17 protein-coding genes are annotated in these 17,681 nt (G+C 71.1%); 9 read left to right on the top strand and 8 right to left on the bottom strand.

From position 1 onward, the window contains the following. The first annotated feature begins 126 nt into the window (after positions 1-126). Positions 127-450: a plasmid stabilization protein gene (locus ACZ6ZR_RS22040; RefSeq protein WP_465644746.1), complete on the top strand. Its 324-nt coding sequence runs from the start codon at positions 127-129 to the stop codon at positions 448-450. A 4-nt stretch (positions 451-454) separates the two neighbouring features. Here the strand turns inward: ACZ6ZR_RS22040 and ACZ6ZR_RS22035 are convergent, their stop codons facing one another. From ACZ6ZR_RS22035 to ACZ6ZR_RS22025, 3 genes are all read right to left on the bottom strand, one after another. Then, positions 455-748, bottom strand: coding sequence for a hypothetical protein (locus tag ACZ6ZR_RS22035; RefSeq protein WP_465644744.1), 294 nt, complete (start codon positions 746-748; stop codon positions 455-457). Between the two features lie 129 nt (positions 749-877). Further along, positions 878-1,318: a hypothetical protein gene (locus ACZ6ZR_RS22030; RefSeq protein WP_465644742.1), complete on the bottom strand. Its 441-nt coding sequence runs from the start codon at positions 1,316-1,318 to the stop codon at positions 878-880. A 115-nt stretch (positions 1,319-1,433) separates the two neighbouring features. Further along, the gene (locus tag ACZ6ZR_RS22025; RefSeq protein WP_465644740.1) at positions 1,434-1,607 is read right to left on the bottom strand and encodes a DUF6479 family protein; all 174 of its coding nucleotides are present in this window, start codon (positions 1,605-1,607) and stop codon (positions 1,434-1,436) included. A 114-nt stretch (positions 1,608-1,721) separates the two neighbouring features. On the opposite strand from ACZ6ZR_RS22025, the gene ACZ6ZR_RS22020 reads away from it, so the two are divergent. Next, entirely contained in the window at positions 1,722-2,384 is a 663-nt protein-coding gene (locus tag ACZ6ZR_RS22020; protein ID WP_465644738.1) for a HemK2/MTQ2 family protein methyltransferase, read from the top strand. A gap of 25 nt (positions 2,385-2,409) precedes the next feature. Next, positions 2,410-2,655: a CDGSH iron-sulfur domain-containing protein gene (locus ACZ6ZR_RS22015; protein WP_465644855.1), complete on the top strand. Its 246-nt coding sequence runs from the start codon at positions 2,410-2,412 to the stop codon at positions 2,653-2,655. A gap of 140 nt (positions 2,656-2,795) precedes the next feature. Here ACZ6ZR_RS22015 and ACZ6ZR_RS22010 read toward each other — a convergent pair whose 3' ends face one another. The 4 genes from ACZ6ZR_RS22010 to ACZ6ZR_RS21995 all read right to left on the bottom strand — a co-directional run bounded on the left by ACZ6ZR_RS22010 (position 2,796) and on the right by ACZ6ZR_RS21995 (position 7,627). After that, positions 2,796-3,296, bottom strand: a complete 501-nt coding sequence (locus ACZ6ZR_RS22010) for a hypothetical protein (RefSeq protein WP_465644736.1) — start codon at positions 3,294-3,296, stop codon at positions 2,796-2,798. Positions 3,297-3,456: 160 nt separating this feature from the next. After that, the gene (locus ACZ6ZR_RS22005; RefSeq protein WP_465644735.1) at positions 3,457-4,449 is read right to left on the bottom strand and encodes a hypothetical protein; all 993 of its coding nucleotides are present in this window, start codon (positions 4,447-4,449) and stop codon (positions 3,457-3,459) included. 150 nt (positions 4,450-4,599) lie between these two features. Then, on the bottom strand, positions 4,600-6,003 hold the full coding sequence (locus ACZ6ZR_RS22000) for a non-reducing end alpha-L-arabinofuranosidase family hydrolase (protein ID WP_465644853.1): 1,404 nt from the start codon (positions 6,001-6,003) through the stop codon (positions 4,600-4,602). A 148-nt stretch (positions 6,004-6,151) separates the two neighbouring features. After that, a complete protein-coding gene (locus tag ACZ6ZR_RS21995; protein WP_465644733.1) occupies positions 6,152-7,627 on the bottom strand; it encodes a glycoside hydrolase family 10 protein in 1,476 nt (491 codons plus the stop codon). A 580-nt stretch (positions 7,628-8,207) separates the two neighbouring features. Here ACZ6ZR_RS21995 and ACZ6ZR_RS21990 point away from each other — a divergent pair. The 6 genes from ACZ6ZR_RS21990 to ACZ6ZR_RS21965 all read left to right on the top strand — a co-directional run bounded on the left by ACZ6ZR_RS21990 (position 8,208) and on the right by ACZ6ZR_RS21965 (position 15,853). Further along, a complete protein-coding gene (locus ACZ6ZR_RS21990; RefSeq protein ID WP_465644731.1) occupies positions 8,208-9,554 on the top strand; it encodes an extracellular catalytic domain type 1 short-chain-length polyhydroxyalkanoate depolymerase in 1,347 nt (448 codons plus the stop codon). 267 nt (positions 9,555-9,821) lie between these two features. Beyond that, on the top strand, positions 9,822-10,922 hold the full coding sequence (locus tag ACZ6ZR_RS21985; protein WP_465644729.1) for a sugar ABC transporter substrate-binding protein: 1,101 nt from the start codon (positions 9,822-9,824) through the stop codon (positions 10,920-10,922). An 82-nt stretch (positions 10,923-11,004) separates the two neighbouring features. Continuing rightward, positions 11,005-11,784, top strand: a complete 780-nt coding sequence (locus ACZ6ZR_RS21980; protein ID WP_465644727.1) for an ATP-binding cassette domain-containing protein — start codon at positions 11,005-11,007, stop codon at positions 11,782-11,784. Beyond that, positions 11,781-13,082 carry a sugar ABC transporter permease gene (locus tag ACZ6ZR_RS21975; RefSeq protein WP_465644725.1) on the top strand — a complete coding sequence of 434 codons (1,302 nt, stop codon included), beginning with the start codon at positions 11,781-11,783 and terminating at the stop codon, positions 13,080-13,082. The genes ACZ6ZR_RS21980 and ACZ6ZR_RS21975 overlap by 4 nt, the downstream gene beginning before the upstream one ends. Positions 13,083-13,094: 12 nt before the next feature. After that, a complete protein-coding gene (locus ACZ6ZR_RS21970) occupies positions 13,095-14,315 on the top strand; it encodes an ROK family protein (protein ID WP_465644723.1) in 1,221 nt (406 codons plus the stop codon). Positions 14,316-14,422: 107 nt separating this feature from the next. Continuing rightward, a complete protein-coding gene (locus ACZ6ZR_RS21965) occupies positions 14,423-15,853 on the top strand; it encodes a glycoside hydrolase family 43 protein (RefSeq protein WP_465644721.1) in 1,431 nt (476 codons plus the stop codon). Between the two features lie 84 nt (positions 15,854-15,937). On the opposite strand, the gene ACZ6ZR_RS21960 is transcribed toward ACZ6ZR_RS21965, so the two are convergent. Beyond that, entirely contained in the window at positions 15,938-17,644 is a 1,707-nt protein-coding gene (locus ACZ6ZR_RS21960; RefSeq protein ID WP_465644719.1) for an ABC transporter substrate-binding protein, read from the bottom strand. Positions 17,645-17,681: the final 37 nt, after the last annotated feature.

Raw genomic sequence — 17,681 nt, 5'->3', positions numbered from 1 at the left:
TCGTCAGGGTGGCGCCCAGCGTCTACCCGGTTGCTCCCCGGCCAGACATCCGCCGTGTCCGTGTCGGCCGGCGGTACCCGGGTAGGCGCGGCGGAGAAGACCGGTGACCGGAGGAGGCGGGCGGCCGTGCCCCGAGGATCGAGCCCGAAGCGCGAGCGGCAGTACGAGCACATCAAGGAGAGCGAGCTGAAGCGTGGTGTGAGCGAGGACAAGGCCGAGGAGATAGCCGCCCGGACGGTGAACAAGGAGCGGGCCCGGCACGGCGAGTCCAGGACCGCGAGCCGCTCCTCCACCCACGACATCTCCTCGGGGCGGCGCGGCGGTCTGCGCTCGCACAAGGGTGCCGGCGGCCGGACCTACGACCAGCTCTACAACGAGGCGAAGCAGCGCAACGTCAAGGGCCGGTCGAAGATGAACAAGGCTCAGCTCGAACGGGCCCTGGCGCACTGACCGTTCACCGCGCCGGCGGATCGCGGTGGTCGCCGCCCGGCCTTCCCCCGGCGAGGTGCAGCGGAACGGGGTGGGCACCGCCGCGCAGGTGGACGGTGCCGGGGTGGCGGTCGGTGCCGGGGTGGCGGTCGGTGCCGGGGGTGACCAGGGCGACGTCGCTCCAGGGCACCCAGCGGGCCCGCCGGGTCATCCGGCGGGCCAGCGCGGCGAGCAGCAGGGGGCGGTCGGCGGGGCGGTGGTCCAGGCAGAGCAGCCGGGCCGCCCACCCTTCCGCCGCGACCAGCCCGGTGAGGCGCAACCCTGGTAGCCCGCCCGGGAGTTCGGCCTCGGTCAGGCCGAGGTCGCTGACGTGGCCGACCGGCCGGCCGCGTCGAGGAGGGCGGCGCCGATCAGGTCGGCGGTGCGCAGCGCGTGGTGGCCCGAGTGGTCAGCGATCGGCATGGCCGGCTCCCGGGATGCGGTCGACGAGGTGGGTGCGGGTCCAGTCCTCCAGGGCGTGCACCCGGTCCGGGCCCGGGGTGCGGACCACGGCGGAACCGATGTGGGTGATCCGCTCCAGCGGGAGGCGCCCCGGCCCGGGCGCGCCGGAGAGCGAGAGCCGGGCGGCGGCGGCCCGGCACCACTGCCCGAGCCGGCCGCGCAGTCTGGGCCCGAGGGCCTGCGGTCCGACCAGGACGGCGGTCGCGTAGAGGTGGCCGTCCACGCCGGTGGTCACCGTCCGGGCGGCGGCCACCGCCGAGCCCAGGGTGTGGGCCGCCTTGTGCCGGTAGTCGTCGTCCGTCCGGGAGGAGCCGGCGCACGCCGCCGATCCGGCCAGCAGTACCACCGCCACCAGCGCCGCGGCCCGGTCGGTCGCCCGTCTGCTCACCGTCGCTCCCGCAGCACGAAGTAGAGGAACACGGCTGCCAGCAGCCCCAGTTGGCCCCAGGCCACCAGCAGCACCAGGCCTTGGTCCACCGCTTCTCGCCTCCGAGGCGCGTCGGTCAGGGTCGGCGGCGACGGCCGTGGAGGCCGGTGGGCGGCGGTTCGCGGTCCTTGCGGCGCTGGCCGAGGACGAAGGCCAGGATGATCACCGCGGCGATCAGCACTCCGGCCAGGATCAGCCAGAGCGGGCTGCCGCCCATGCCGGCGAGCTGGGTCTGTGTCGCGAAGTCCATGGCATCCATGGGGGGGCGCTTTTCCTGCTTGCCCGGTCCGAAACATCCACCTCCGAGGCCTCCGCCCCCGGGCAGCTCGTGGTTGGCACGGCCCGCCCGGGGCAGGCGCTGCGCATGAGACTGCTGACACCCCCCGGGGTCTACCCGCCGCAGGGCGACAGCGCCCTGCTCGCCCAGGCCATGGCCGAGGAGTTGGCCGGGCGCAGCCCCGAGCGGCGCGAGCTGCTCGAACTGGGCACCGGAAACGGCACCTTGGCCGTCGTAGCGGCCGCCCGTGGCGCCCGCGTCACCGCGGTGGACGTCTCCCGTCTGGCGCTGGCCACCGCCTGGTTCAACGCGCGGCTGCGCCGCCGCGCCATCCGCCTCCGGCACGGTGACCTGACCGCCCCCGTCCGCGGCCATGTATTCGACGTGGTCATCAGCAACCCCCCGTACGTCCCCGCCCCCGGCCCGGCCGCACCGGCGCACGGACCGGCCCGGGCCTGGGACGCGGGCCCGGACGGCCGGCTGCTGCTGGACCGGATCTGCCGTCAGGCCCCCGAACTGCTGGCACCCGGCGGAGTCCTCCTGCTGGTGCAGTCCTCCCTGGCCGCCCCGGCCGCCACCGTCGCCGCCCTCCGCCGCGCCGGCCTGGACACCACCGTGGTGGCCCGCTGTCGGCAGGAGTTCGGCCCCGTGATGACCGCCCGGGCCGGCTGGTTCGAACGGCGGGGCCTGATCCCCGCCGGTTCGCGAGAGGAGGAACTGGTGGTGATCCGCGGTGCCCGCCGGACCTGACGCCACCCCGGCCGGCGCCACTCCGATCGGTGCCGCCTCGGAGCGCGGCCGGGCGACCGTGCGCGTCCGTCCGACCGAGCACGGCCCGATCCTGGTGGAAGGCCCGGTGGAGGTCGTCCTGCCCGACGGCAGCACCTCGCGCTCGGACCGACCCGTGGTCGCCCTCTGCGCCTGCCGACGCAGCAGGCACTACCCGTTCTGCGACACCAGCCACCGCCGGCACTCCCACGGCCCGTCCGCCGCTCCCTCCACCGACGCTCCGGCACGGTGAGCCGGGCGGCGTCGTCCTGACGCTCCGTCACGCCGCCCCGAGCGACCTACCCGTGCTCGGTGGATCGGATGAATGTCCCTGACCACGACCGGGCCTACCACGGCGCCGGCGTCATCGGACCGCCTCCGGGCGACGGGTCGTCAGGCGCGCCAGGGGGCGGTGGGGAACTGGTTGCTGCAGGGCCAGACGCAGGCGACGTCGCCCGGCTCGTAGAGGCCGGCGTCGCTCTCGTAGTTGTCTCCGCCGGAGAAGTAGACCTCGGGGACCCAGCCCCACTGGCCGTTGTCGGCGAGGGTGCTGGCCCACCAGTTGTTGACGCCGCCGCTGAGGCTGACGGTGGCGCCCTGCTTCTCGTAGACGAACCAGTTCGCGGAACCGCCGACCACCAGGTTGCCGACGATGCCACTGCCCAGGTCACGGCTGGCGTACACGGGGACGTTGCCGCGCCAGAGCGGGCAGTACGTGACGGTCACGCTGGAGGTGTAGCCGTTGTACGGGTTGGTGAGGTTGCGCTGGGTCGGGCTGTGGCAGGGGCTGCCGTCGTACGCTGCGGCGCCGGGCGCGGAGACCAGGACGGCGGCGAAGGCGGCCAGGCCGGTGACGGCCGCCGTGAGGCTCTTGCGGATGCGGGACGTGGACACGGGTGTGGTTCCCCCTCGTTCGTGGCTGGGTGGCGCCGGGCCGGACGGGCCCGGTGACGGGGACCAGACAACCGCATGCCGGGCCGCGTTCCCGCCGGTCAGCGGCCCATCGGACAATTGACGGTCAATCATCGGACAATCCCGGAACACCCGGATCCGGTCAGTGCGCGAACGGCGCGCACGCCCTCGGGTAGGAGCTCGCGGCGGCCGCGTACGGCAGGCAGGCGCCGTGCTCGGGCGCGTACGCGAGCAGGTGCCCCCGGACCACCTCGGTGTACGCGCGCAGCCGTTGCGGCACGCCGTTCTCCTGCTGCACCACCCAGGTCGCGGTACGGTACGCGGCCGCCAGGTTCATCACCGGGTCCCCGGCGACGCCCTCCAACTGCGGGGAGAGGGTGCAGAGCATCCGGCCGAGCGCCAGGATCGAGGTCCGCTCGTCGAAGGGCGGCACCGGCACCCGGCGCTGCTCGTCCTCGGGCAGGTAGTAGCGGAGCACCCGAGGGGTCCAGCGGGCGATGCCGTACTCGTCGTGGGCCGGGTCGTGCAGGCCCGGGTCGAAGCCGCTCTCGGTCTTGAGGATCGCGGCGACCAGCGCGGGCGAGACCTGCGGCGCCGCGCAGAGCGTGCCGGCCCGGACGATCAGCCCCCGGTAACGGTCGGGCACGTCGGTGCCGAGCCGCAGCCAGCGCCGGTGGTCCTGCGTGTCGGAGTCCGGCGACTGCGAGGCGGCGCAGGTGAGCAGCAGCACGGCCGCCGCCACCAAGGCGCCGAACCGGCGCAGCAGGGTGGACTGCCACCGGGTCGGCCCGTGGCCGACCGGCTCGGGCACGACCACGCGCTCGGGCTCCGGCACCTGCTCGGGCTCCTCGGCTGACGCCCCGTCAGGCCGGGCCGCCACCGCCAGCGCGAGCCGACGCCGCTCCCACTCCTCGGCGTCGCCGCCGCAGGCGTCGACGTACGCGGCCAGCACCGCCCGGCTCGGCGCCTTGTGGCCGGCCGCCGCGGCGGCCAGTGTGGAGGCGGCGTAGTGGGTGACCCGGGCCAGCTCCTGGTAGGAGGGCGAACCGGCCGTACGGCGCAGCTCCCTCAGGTCGAAGGCGAACCGGGCGAGCGGTCCGCTGCCCGGATCCAGCGGGGCCTCTCGGCGTCCCATGTTGTGCGTCCCCCTCGAACGATCACCGGCTGAAACCGTGCCGATTGTCCGATGAACGTCAACAAATGTCCATTTGGCTTCCGCTACGAGGACCGAACGCAGGGAGCCCCGGCCGGGTCGGCCGGGGCTCCCTGGTGGGGCGGGTGGGCGTCAGCGCTGCAGGGTCAGCACGCCCGGGCGCCACGGGAGTTGGTCGTAGGGGCCGGTCGCGGAGGGGTTCTTGCCCTGGTAGAGGAGTTGGAGGTTGCAGGGGTCGACGGTCATGGTCTGGTCGGGGTTGGAGCGGATCAGGTCACCGTGGCTGATGTCGTTGGTCCAGCCGGCGCCGCTGTTGGCCTTGCCCGCGAAGGGGTTGCTCTCGCTGGCGGCCTGCGGGTTCCAGGTGCCGTTCAGGCTGGTGGCGGTGAAGGAGCGGAAGTAGCGCTGCTCGTTGGCGCCGCGGGCCTCGACGATCATGAGGTACTGGTTCTGGCCCTTGACCTTGTAGACCTGCGGGGCCTCGAACAGGTTCTTGTCCGTGTCGCTCATGACAGTGGTGTAGGAGGAGCCGAAGTTGCCCGGGAAGTTCCCGATCGGCATGCTCGCCCGGTAGATCTTGCCGTTGTCACCGGCGAAGAACAGGTACATGTTCTGGTCGTCGGCGATCAGCGTCTGGTCGATCGGGCCGGTGCCGGAGCCGGTGATGCTGCCGGTGAACAGCGGCTGCGGGGCGGACCAGCCGTTGGGGTTGGTCGGGTCACTGGAGGTGCGGTAGATGAACGGCCACGCACCCCACTGGTACGCCAGCACCCAGATGTTCTTCGGCGCGAAGTAGAACAGCGTCGGCGCCACCGCCGCCTGGCTCATCCCGCTCTGACCGGTGGAGGCCATGTCGGACCAGTTGGTGAACGGGCTGAACATCATCGAACCGTACGAGGACCCGTTGACGTTCGACGCGTAGACCAGGTGCTTGCCGTTCACCACGACGCTGGTGAAGTCCTTCACCGAGGCCCAGCCGTTGGCCGGCTGCGCCAGCACGCCGGACGAGGACCAGCGGTAGCTCGACGGGAGGGCGCAGTTGCCACCGGTCGGGGTGGGCGTCGGGGTCGGGGTCGGGCCGCCGCCCCCGGTCAGGCCGGTCCACTTCTGGTTGCTGCCGCCGTTGCAGTTCCAGAGCTGCACCGCCGTGCCGTTGGCCGTGCCGGCGGCGGAGACGTCGAGGCAGAGCCCGGACTCCACGCCGACCACCGTGCCGTCGGTGTTCACCCGCCACTGCTGGTTCGTGCCGCCGGTGCAGGACCAGATCTGTACCCGGGTGCCGGCCGTGGTGGCGTGGTTGGGGACGTCCAGGCACTTGTTGCCGTAGACCGTCAGCTGGTTGGTGGACGTCGAGGTCCACTGCTGGTTGGTGCCGCCCGAGCAGTCGTAGATCTGCAGCTGCGCGCCGTCGGTCTGGCTGATGTTGATCACGTCAAGGCACCGGCTGGAGCCCGCGCCGCGCAGTGCGCCGGTGGTGGCGGCCTGGGCCGGGCTGGCGACCAGCGTCGCCGCCAGTGCCGCCGCGCCCGAGATCATGGCGGTCAGGATCACGGTCAGCCGCCTGCGGCCGGAATGTCGTCGGTGCACAAGGACCTCCTCTGGTAAGGGATTCGGGACGTTCGTTCAGCTCATGAGCTGGTGGGCGAGCGGGCCGGTGCCGAGGGCCGGCACCGGCCCGCGCGGGTCAACTCTTGAAGTTCCAGTGCTGGTTGGCGCCGCCGTTGGAGTCCCAGACCTGGACGGGAGCACCGTTGCCGGTCTGCCCGCCCGGGATCTCCAGGGCCCGGCCGCTCGAGGCGTTGGTCAGCGTGTAGGAGCCGTCGCCGTTGCGGGCGGCCTTCCAGTGCTGGTTGGCACCGTTGTTGGCGTCCCAGACCTGCATCCTGGTCCCGTTGGCCGCCTGGCCGCCCGGCTGGTCCAGCACCCGGCCGCTGGCGATGTTGGTCAGCGTGTAGGAGCCGTCGGAGTTCTGGTCGGCGCGCCAACGCTGGTTGGAGGAACCGCCGTTGGAGTCCCAGACCTGGAGCTGGGTGCCGTTGCCGTTCTGGCCGGAGGGCAGGTCGAGCACCCGCCCGGCGGCCACGTCGGTCAGCGTGTAGACGGTGCCGGAGACGATGCCACCGCTCGGCGGCGTGGTGCCGCCACCGCCGAGGGCGGCCAGGGTCGCGCCGTAGGCGGCCTTCTTGTTGCCGTTGTTGTCGAACAGCAGCGGGTTCTCACCGCCGCGCCAGGAGTCGCTGTCCCGGATGCCCCAGACCGTGATGCCGGTGCAACGGGCCACCGCCAGGCAGGCCTTGACGGTGTTGGCGTACTGGTTGGCGCCGGCCTGGGCGATGTCCAGCTCGGTGATCTGGACGTCCACGCCGAGCTCGGCGAAGCTGGAGATCGTGGTCTGGTAGTTGGACGGCGGGCCGCCGGCGCCGAAGTGGCTCTGCAGGCCGACGCAGTCGATCGGCACGCCACGGGACTTGAAGTCCTTGACCATCCGGTAGACGCCCTGGGTCTTGGCGTCGGTCCAGTTGTCGATGTTGTAGTCGTTGTAGCAGAGCTTGGCCGCCGGGTCGGCAGCCCGGGCGGTGCGGAACGCCTCCTCGATGAAGCCGTCGCCCAGCACGTCCTGGAAGACCGAGCTGCGGTGCCGGCCGCTGGGGCCGTCCTCGAACGCCTCGTTGACCACGTCCCAGGCGTAGATCTTGCCCTTGTAGTGGGCCGCCTCGGTGGTGATGTGGTTGTTCATCACGCCGCGCAGGGTGTTCGCGTCGCGGATCGAGCTGACCCAGGTGGGCAGTTGGGAGTGCCAGACCAGGGTGTGGCCGCGCATCCGCTGGCCGTTGGCGGTGGCCTGGCTGACGACCCGGTCGCCCGCGCCGAAGTTGAAGTTGCCGCGGGACGGCTCGACGGCGTCCCACTTCATCTCGTTCTCCGGGGTGACCATGCTGAACTCACGGCCGAGGATGCCGGTGTAGGTCGAGTCGCCGAGCCGGCCGGCGGCCACCGCGGTGCCGAAGTACCGGCCGGAGTCGGCCGCCGCGGTGCCGAGCGTGGTCCCGGCGGCGTGGGCCGTCGGGCCCACGGCGACCACCGGGATCGCGAGGGCGGCCAGGCAGGCGGCCGTTGTCAGGGAATTGCGGAGACGGGATTTCCTGTCGAACCGTGGCATGACGGATCGCTCCTAAGGAGTGGGGGAAGTCTGAATTGCGGTGGGGGTCGACAATTCGACTGTTAGCGCTAACAATTGACGGCTCAACGCGGCCCTGACCGACATGCCCAGGTGAAGCGCCGTCAACGCGTGGTGGGGATTCTTCCGCCGTGCGCCGGAGCGGGGTGGAGTGGCGGCGCGGCGGTATTGCAGAACCGATCTGCCGACAACGGTCCGGATCCGCGAGCCAGTTGCTGCGAGTGGTGGTGGCCCGCGGCTGCTCGGACTTGTCGACGGCGCCAGTGTTGGGCCGCGCTTGACGGGCTGTCAACACTTTCGACCCAGGTTTCGTAACTTCCGCTCGGCGCCGATCACGTATCCGCAGGCCAGGAGCGTGAAAGCCGGTGCGGGGCAACGGGGTTGATCGGCTTCCCGTTAGGCCTTCGAAAGTTTCGAAGGCGACGGGAGCGCGGCCGCGGCAAGCCCGTCCGCGCCAACTCGGCCCCGTGGCCGGTGATTTGAGCATGCGTCGGTATTGCTTTCACGGTGACGGCGCCTCACCATAATCAACGCTCAAAACAAATCCGGCCGGAGAGGTCCCATGTCCCGATTCCGCTCTCTCAAATCCCGTCTGATCACCCTCATTGCCGCAGCCGGTCTCACGCTCGGCCTGGGCATACCGGCCGCCACCCCGGCGGCCGCGGCCTCGCTCACCCAGATCACCGGATTCGGCAGCAATCCGACCGGCCTGGCCATGCACCTCTACGTGCCGGGCAACGTCAAGTCCAACCCGCCGATCCTGCTGGCGCTGCACGGCTGTCAGGGCAGCGGCCCGTACCTGTACTCGAGCACCGACTTCGCCGCACAGGCCGACCAGTACGGCTTCCTGGTGATCTACCCGTCGACGCCCAGCCAGCAGTGCTGGGACGTCTCCTCCGACCAGGCCCTGACCCGGGGCGGCGGGAGCGACCCGGTCGGGCTGATGTCGATGATCACCTACGTCGAGCAGCACTACGGCGGCAACCCCAACGCCGTGTACGTGACCGGCCAGTCGTCCGGCGGGATGATGACCAACGTGATGCTCGCGGACTACCCGGACGTGTTCAAGGCGGGCGCGGCGTTCATGGGCGTGCCGCACCGCTGCTTCTACACCGGAAGCGTCCGCGGCTGGAACGGCGACTGCGCCGGCGGCCGGGTGTCGAAGACCCCGCAACAGTGGGGCACCCTGGTCCGCAACTCCTACCCCGGCTACACCGGCGCGCGGCCGCGGATGCAGCTCTGGTACGGCACCAACGACACCATCCTCAGCCCCAACAACCTGGGCGAGCAGATCAAGCAGTGGACGGACGTGCTCGGCGTGAGCCAGACCCCGTCCTCCACCGACTCCCCCGCCGCCAACTGGACCCGCACCCGGTACAACAACGGCTCCGGCACCACCCAGGTCGAGGCCTACAGCCTGGCCGGCCTCGGGCACGAACTGCCGGTCAAGGGCACCGCGATGGTCTCCCAGGCCATCCGCTTCCTGGGCCTGGACGCCGCCGCGCCCGGCGGCGGCACCAAGGGCGCGCTGCGCGCGGTCGACGCGGGCAAGTGCCTGACCGACCCCAGCACCACGCTCGGCACCCAGCAGCAGATCTTCGGCTGCAACGGCGCCGCCAACCAGACCTGGACCAGGACCGCGTCCAACGAGCTGACCGTGACCGTGAACGGCACCACTCTCTGCCTGGACGCCAACGCCAAGGGCACAGCCAACGGCACCAAGGCGGTGGTCTGGTCCTGCAACGGACAGCCCAACCAGCAGTGGCAGTTCAACGCGAACGGCACCGTCACCGGCGTGCAGTCGGGCCTCTGCCTGGACGTGGCCGGCCTGGCCACCGCCGACGGCACCGCGGTCCAGCTCTGGGGCTGCAGTGGCGGCCGCAACCAGCAGTGGACGCTCGGCGCCTGACGCACCGGGACGCCGACGCACGGAGGCACTGAGGCACTGAGGCACTGAGGAGCTGACGTACCGACGCACTGAGGACCTGACGCACTGAGCACGTCCGCGCGGGCCGGCCGGGGGGCTGGTCTGCGCGGACGTGCGTCCGGGGTGTCCGGCCGGCACCGGCGGTGACTCGATCGTTACCCGCAGGGCCTGCCGCGAGGTCTTGGCGGGCCCCTGCGCAAGCCGTATGTTGTCGCGCACAACAAACCCACCTCGAAAGGACCCTGCCCGATGCGCAAGGGGCTCCTGTTCGCCACCGCCGCCCTGTCCGCGGCCGTGCTCTCCACCCTCACCGCCTGCGGTTCCTCCGGCTCCGGCTCCGACACCGGCTCCACCAGCGCCAAGAAGCCGAAGATCGGCGTGATCCTGCCGGACAGCAAGTCCTCCGTCCGCTGGGAGGGTGCGGACCGCCCCTACCTCGCGGCCGCCTTCAAGGCCGCGGGCGTGGACTACGACATCCAGAACGCCGAGAACGACAAGCAGGCCTTCCAGACCATCGCCGACCAGATGATCACCAGCGGCGTGAACGTGCTGATCATCGTCAACCTGGACAGCGGCACCGGCAAGGCCGTCCTCGACAAGGCCAAGGCCCAGGGCGTGGCCACCATCGACTACGACCGGCTCACCCTCGGCGGCTCCGCCCAGTACTACGTCAGCTTCGACAACGTCCAGGTCGGCAAGCTCCAGGGCGAGGGCCTGACGAAGTGTCTGACCGACATGGGCGCCAAGAACCCCGTGATCGCGGAGCTCAACGGCTCCCCCACGGACAACAACGCCACCCTGTTCGCCAACGGCTACAACGGCGTGCTGGACCCGAAGTACGCCTCCGGGGAGTTCCAGAAGGGCCCCAACCAGTCGGTGCCCGACTGGGACGGCGCCCAGGCGCAGACCATCTTCGAGCAGATGTACACCAGCAAGCCGGACATCGCCGGGGTGCTCGCCGCCAACGACACGCTCGCCAACTCGGCCATCGCCGTGCTGCGCAAGAACCACCGCAACGGGCAGGTGCCGATCACCGGCCAGGACGCCAGCGTCCAGGGCCTGCAGAGCATCCTCGCGGGCGACCAGTGCATGACCGTCTACAAGGCCGTGAAGAAGGAGGCTGACGCGGTGTCAGCCCTCGCGGTCGAGCTGGCGGCCGGCAAGAAGAGCCAGCCCGGCGCCACCGTCCACGACCCGACCGGCAACCGGGACGTTCCGTCGGTGCTGCTGGCACCCCAAGCCGTCTTCAAGGCCGACATCCAGTCCGTGCTCACCGACGGGTACGTCACCAGGGCGCAGCTGTGCACCGCCGACTACGAGGCGCTCTGCACCAAGGCCGGCCTCAAGTAGCGCGCCGCGGAGCAGCCGTACTCGTGGGCCCCGGGCACCGCCGGCCCGGGGCCCGCCCCGCCAATCCCCAGGAGCCACACCCATGACAGACACCCCGATCCTCGAACTGCGCGGGATCGACAAGAGCTTCGGCGCCGTCCAGGTCCTGCACGACGTCGCGCTCACCGCCCACGCCGGGGAGGTCACCGCCCTGGTCGGTGACAACGGCGCGGGCAAGTCGACGCTGGTCAAGTGCATCGGCGGGATCCACTCCACCGACGCGGGCGAGTACCTCTTCGAGGGCCGGCCGGTCCAGGTGCACAGCCCCCGGGACGCCGCCGAGCTCGGCGTGGAGATCGTCTACCAGGACCTCGCGCTCTGCGACAACCTCGACATCGTCCAGAACATGTTCCTGGGCCGGGAGAAGCGCCGCGGCCTGGTGCTGGACGACTCGACCATGGAGGAGATGGCCGCCGCGACCCTCGCCGGGCTCTCCGTACGCACCGTCAAGTCCCTTCGCCAGAAGGTCTCCAGCCTCTCCGGCGGGCAGCGCCAGACCGTGGCCATCGCCAAGGCGGTGCTCTGGAACAGCAAGCTGGTGGTCCTCGACGAGCCCACCGCCGCGCTGGGCGTGGCGCAGACCGCGCAGGTGCTGGAGCTGGTCCGCCGGCTGGCCGACAACGGGCTGGCCGTGGTGCTCATCTCGCACAACATGAACGACGTCTTCGCGGTCTCCGACCGGATCGCCGCGCTCTACCTCGGCCGGATGGCCGCCCAGGTCAAGGCCTCCGACGTGACGCACTCCCAGGTCGTCGAACTGATCACCTCGGGCCGCAGCGGCAGCCCGGGCCCGCAGCACACCCCCAACGGAGCCGCCGCATGACCGCCGCCCTCGCCCCCGGGAAGCCCGACCGGCCCGACCGTCCGGACCGGTCCGCCGACGCCGCGTCCACCGGCCCCGCACCGGGCGGCCCCGCGGCCAACGGCCTGGGTGCGGCCGGCCGCGGCTACCTCGACCGGCTGCGCGCCGGCGAGCTCGGTGCGCTGCCCGCCGTCGCCGGCCTGGTCGTGCTCTGCGTGTTCTTCGCCGTGCTGCGCCCGGTCTTCCTCTCCAACCTGAACTTCGCCAACCTGCTCACCCAGAGCGCGGGCAGCATCGCCATCGCCATGGGGCTGGTCTTCGTCCTGCTGCTCGGCGAGATCGACCTCTCCGCCGGGTACGCCAGCGGTGTCTGCGCCGCGGTCCTGGCCATCCTGCTGACCGACCACGGCTGGCCCTGGTACGCGGCGGTGGCCGCCGCCGTGCTGACCGGCGCGGCGATCGGACTGCTGATCGGGACGCTGGTCGCCAAGGTCGGCATCCCCTCCTTCGTGGTGACGCTGGCCGCCTTCCTCGGCTTCCAGGGCATCGTGCTGATCCTGCTGAAGGAGGGCACCAACGTCTCGGTCAAGGACCCGACGATCCTGGCCGTCGCCAACGACAACCTCAGCCCCGCCCTCGGCTGGCTCCTGCTGGCCGCCTCGGTGGTCGCCCACGCGGTCGTGCAGCTGCGCCGCAGCCGGGACCGGCGCGGCCGGGGCCTGGCCGGCACGCCGGCCTCGCTGCTCGTCCTGCGGACCGGCGCGGTCGTGGCGCTCGGCGGGGTGGCGGTGTTCCTGCTCAACCAGGAGCGCAGCCGCAACATCGTGGTCAGCTCCCTCAAGGGCGTGCCCGTCGTGGTGCCGGTGATCGGGGCCCTGCTGCTGCTCGGCACGCTGGTCCTGCAGCGGACCGGCTTCGGTCTGCACATCTACGCCGTGGGCGGCAGCCCCGAGGCCGCCCGGCGGGCCGGCATCAACGTCGCCTTCATCCGTACCGCCGCCTTCGTCATCTGCTCCTGCCTGGCGGCCGTCGGCGGCATCATCGCCGCCTCCCGGGGCAACTCGGTGGACCCCAACACCGGTGGCAGCAATGTCCTGTTGCTCGCCGTCGGCAGTGCGGTGATCGGCGGCACCAGCCTGTTCGGCGGCCGCGGCCGGGTGGTCGACGCGGTGCTCGGCGGCCTGGTGGTGGCGGTGATCCAGAACGGGATGGGCCTGATGGGGTACAGCTCGGGGGTCAAGTACGCTGTCACGGGATCGGTTCTGCTGGTGGCCGCCGGAGTGGACGCCATGTCCCGCCGCCGCTCAGCCCGACGATGAAGGTCGCCCGTCATGAAAGCCGGTCCTTCCCAGGACGAGGTCCGCCAGCACAACCTGGGCGCCCTGCTGCGTCTGGTCCACTTCGACGGGCCCATCTCCCGTGCGGAGCTGGCGACCAGACTGGGCCTCAACCGCAGCACCATCCTGGGACTGGCGGGCGACCTGGCCGCCGCCGGCCTGGTCCACGAGGAGCTGCCGCAGGAGACCCGCCGGGCCGGGCGGCCCTCACTGGTCGTCAAACCGGAGTCCGCGCGGGTGCACGTGCTGGCGGTGGACCTGGGCGTGGAGCGGCTGGCCGCCGGGCTGATCGGACTGGGCGGCGTCCTCCTGGACCGGCGCGAGTGCCCGTGGCCCGACGGGCACCCGCAGGACCCGGACCGGGTGGCCGCCGTCCTCGCGGGGCTCGCCCGGGAGATGCTGGACCGCACACCGCAGGGCAGTTCGTGCGTCGGGGTCGGAGTCGCGGTGCGCGGCATCGTCCGCCACCCCGACGGACTGATCGGTCTCACCCCCAACATGGGGTGGAAGGGCGTCGACTTCGCCGGGGCGTTCGCCGCCCGGCTCGGCCTGGACGTCCCGGTCCTGGTCGGGAACGAGGCCAACCTCGGCGCGCTCGCCGAGCACCGGCGCGGCATCGGCCGCGGCAGCCGGAACCTGGTCTACCTGCACGGCGAGATCGGCATCGGCGCCGGGGTGGTCAGCGAGGGTGAACTCCTGCGCGGCGAACGGGGATACGCCGGGGAGATCGGCCACATGACGGTCAATCCGTTCCAGGGGCGGCCGTGCGGCTGCGGCTCCCGCGGCTGCCTGGAGGCTGAGGCCGGCGAGCGCGCCCTGCTGGAGGCGGCCGGGCGGGACGGCCGGGCCACCGGGGCCGAGGCGGTCCGGTCGGTGGTCACCGCCGCGGCCCTCGGGGACGTCACCGCGCGGGCGGCCCTGCACCAGGTCGGGGACTGGCTGGGGATCGGCATCGCGAACCTGGTCAACCTCTTCGACCCGGACCTGGTGATCCTCGGCGGCACCCTGCGGGACGTCTTCCTCGGCTCCGCCGCGCAGGTGCGCAGCCGGATCAACACCAACGCGCTGGCCGCGGTGCGCGAGCATCTGCGGCTGCGGGTCAGCGAGTTGGGCGACGACACCGTGCTGATCGGCGCCGCCGAGCTGGCGTTCTCGGAGCTGCTGGCCCGGCCGCTGGAGACGCTCGCCCGCGCCTCTGGCCCCGCCTCGCCCTGATACCGATATGGACAACGTCGGTCCGGGCTCTTGCCCTTCGAATTGTTAACGCTAACAATCTCCTCCATCAACCGGGACCACCCCACCCGGAACGACAGGAGATGTCCATGTCCGCGCTCCGCGCACGGCTGTCGGCGACGCTGCTCGCCCTCTGCCTCCTCTTCACCGGCCTCGCGCTGGCCCTCCCCCAGCGGGCCGCCGCCGCCGAACCCGGCTACCTGATGGTCCACTTCATCGGGGAAGGCTCGACCGGCCAGCAGACGTACTTCTCGCACAGCACCGACGGAGTGCACTGGAACGACCTCAACGGCAGCGGCATGGCGCTGCGTTCCACCGTCGGCACCGGCGGGGTGCGCGACCAGGCGCTGGTCCGCTCCCCCGACGGCTCCAAGTACTGGATCATCGCCACCGACCTGTGCATCGGCTGCGGTCAGAACTGGGACCAGGCCGTCAACAACGCCAGCCGCAACCTGGTGGTGTGGGAGTCCACCGACCTGGTCACCTGGTCCCAGCCCTGGCTGGTCAACGTGGCCGGCGCCATCCCCGACGGGCGCAACGCCTGGGCCCCGGAGGCGATCTGGGACCCGGCCACCAACTCCTACGTCCTGTACTGGGCGACCAACGCCACCCTCGACGGCGTGCTGAAGCACCGGATCTACTACGCCCGCACCACCGACTTCCGCACCGTCACCACGCCGCAGCTCTACATCGACCGCCCGGGCACCCAGAACATCATCGACACCCAGATCATCGAGGTGCCCTCCGGCACCGGCCCCTACCGCTACGTCCGGGCCTCCGGCGACGGCCAGATCACCCTTGAGGGCAGCAACTCGATCCTCGGCACCTGGACCACCATCGGCAACCTCTCCGGCATCGGCCTCACCGGCTCCCAGGTCGAGGGCCCGATGTGGATGAAGTTCAACGGCAGCAACAAGTGGGGCCTGTACCTGGACCAGTACGCCACCAGCGGCGGCTACATGCCGGTCCTCACCACCGACCCGTCCAACCCGGCCGCCTACCAGAAGCAGGCCGCCGGCAGCTACACCATGGGCGTCAACAAGAAGCGGCACGGCTGGATCCTCAACCTGACCGCCGCCGAGGAGAGCCGCGTCCTCGCCCGCTGGACCAACACCCCGGCCAACCGGCTCCAGTCCTTCAACTTCCAGGACCGGTACGTGCGGCACGCCAACTTCGACGCGCGGATCGACCAGAACGTCACCAGCGACGACGCCAGGTTCCGCCTGCGCCCCGGCCTCGCGGGCACCGGCACCGTCTCCTTCGAATCGGTGAACTTCCCCGGCTACTTCCTGCGCCACTCCAACTACGACTTCGCGCTGGTCTACAACGACGGCAGTGGCCAGTTCGCCCAGGACGCCACCTTCCGCCAGGTCGCCGGCCTGGCCGACCCCAGCTGGTCCTCCTTCCAGTCCTACAACCACCCCGACCACTACATCCGGCACTACGCCTACGAGTTGAAGCTCGACCCGGTCACCACCGCGACCGCCCGCGGTGACGCCACCTTCCGCGTCACCACCTGACCGCAGCGCGACGGCTCCGCCGCTGGTTCCCCGCCCCGATGGGCGGGGAACCAGCGGCGTCCGTGCTCCGTGCCGGTACGACCGTCAGCCGCGCGGGGTCAGGCGCAGGATGATGTACTCGTAGGCCTGGCTGTTCGGCGAGGGGTTGATGTAGGGGTCGCTCTCGGTCGGCCACCCGGTGAAGTTGGTGTCGTTGTACTGGTACCAGGCCGCGCCGTAGAAGACCGGGACGGCGGGGACGTCCTCGGACATGATCTGCTGGAGGGTGTTCAGCGCGGCCTGCTCGACCTCGGCGCCGTCGGCGTTCTGGAAGGCCTTGACGGCGTCGCGGGCCTTGGGGGTGTCGTACTTGCTGAAGTCGCCGGCCGCCACCTGGCCGGTCTCGGCGCCCAGGCTCGGGTCCAGCACGTACTGCAGGCGCTGGAACGGGGTGCCGCCCTGGCCCCAGTGGATGGCGGCCTCGTACTTGCCGGTGGTGATGGCGGTGTTCCAGCTGTTGAAGTCGAAGGCGCCGTTGGCGCTGACCTCGAAGCCCAGCGCGTTCAGGTCCTTGGCCATCGCCTGCGCCGTGCACCAGTAGTCGGTGAACGAGTTCGGGTCGATGATGGTGAACTTGACGGTCTGTCCGCCCTTGGTCCACTTGCCACTGCCGTCCTTGGCCCAACCGGCCCCGGTGAGCAGCGAGTTGACGGCGGCAGGGTCCGCCTCCGGCTTGAGGTCGCCCACCAGCGCGGGGGTGACCGACTTCTGGTCGGCCGGGAGCAGCAGGCCGCCGGAGGAGGTGGCGGGCAGCGCGTAGTCGGTCTCGCACTGGCCGGAGTAGGCGCGGCGGTTGAGGCCGGCGCTGACCGCCTTGCGGACGGCCGGGTCGGCGAGCGCGGTGGCGGTGGAGCTCTTGGTGTTGAGGAAGAGCGAGACCGTGTTGGAGGCCGGGTAGTAGGGCGCCTTGGCCTGGAACAGGTGGTGGTGCTCGGGGTTCTTGCCGACGAAGGCGGTCTGGACGTTGCTGATGTTGTTGCCGGTGAGGTCGATCTCGCCCTTGCTCAGGGCCAGCGTGGCGGCCTCGTTGGTGGCGTAGGCCGGGAAGGAGATCCGCTTGACCTTGGGGGTCTCGCGGAACTGCGGGTTGACCTTGAAGGTGACGTTCTGCGCGGTGAACTTCTCGACCAGGTAGGGGCCGGTGCCGATGGCCTGGTCTGCCTTGATGACTGCGCTGGCGGGGCTGCTGACGGTGGACCAGATGTGCTTGGGCACGATCAGCTGGTTGCCGATGCCGACGAAGTTGGCCTTCTGCGGGCCGTCGAACTCCAGCAGCACGGTGGTGGCGTCGGGGGTGCTGATGCTGGCCGGCAGCGGCGTGCCGCCGGTGTTGGTGGCCGGGTTGGCCTTGAGCATCTCGAAGGTGAACTTCACGTCCTCGGAGGTGAAGGGCTTGCCGTCGCTGAACTTGACGCCCGACTCGAGGGTCAGCTTGAGGGTCTTGTTGCCGTTGGACCAGTCGGCGGACTTGGCCAGCCACGGGATGGGGGGCTGGTCGGCCTTGAGGGTGTTGAACTGGAACAGCGGCTCGAAGACCAGCGAGCGGGCGTTGGCGGCCGAGACGAAGGAGTTGCTGTCGAAGGGGTTGTAGTTCTCGGTGAAGGAGGGGACGGGGGTGGACTCGACCACCAGGGTCTGGTCCCCAGCGGCCTTGTCGCCGGAGGCCGAGCCGCTGGACCCGGTGCAGGCGGCGGTGGCGAGGCCGATCGCGGCGACCAGGGCGAGGGCTCTCAGGGAGGTGGTTCGGCGCATGGTGGTGTGCTCCTGGATTCCGGTGAACAGGTGAAGG

This window comes from Kitasatospora sp. NPDC088742 (assembly GCF_055584905.1).
The sequence above is the reverse complement of the archived record's forward strand: the minus strand, read 5'-3'. Positions and strand labels throughout refer to the sequence as shown.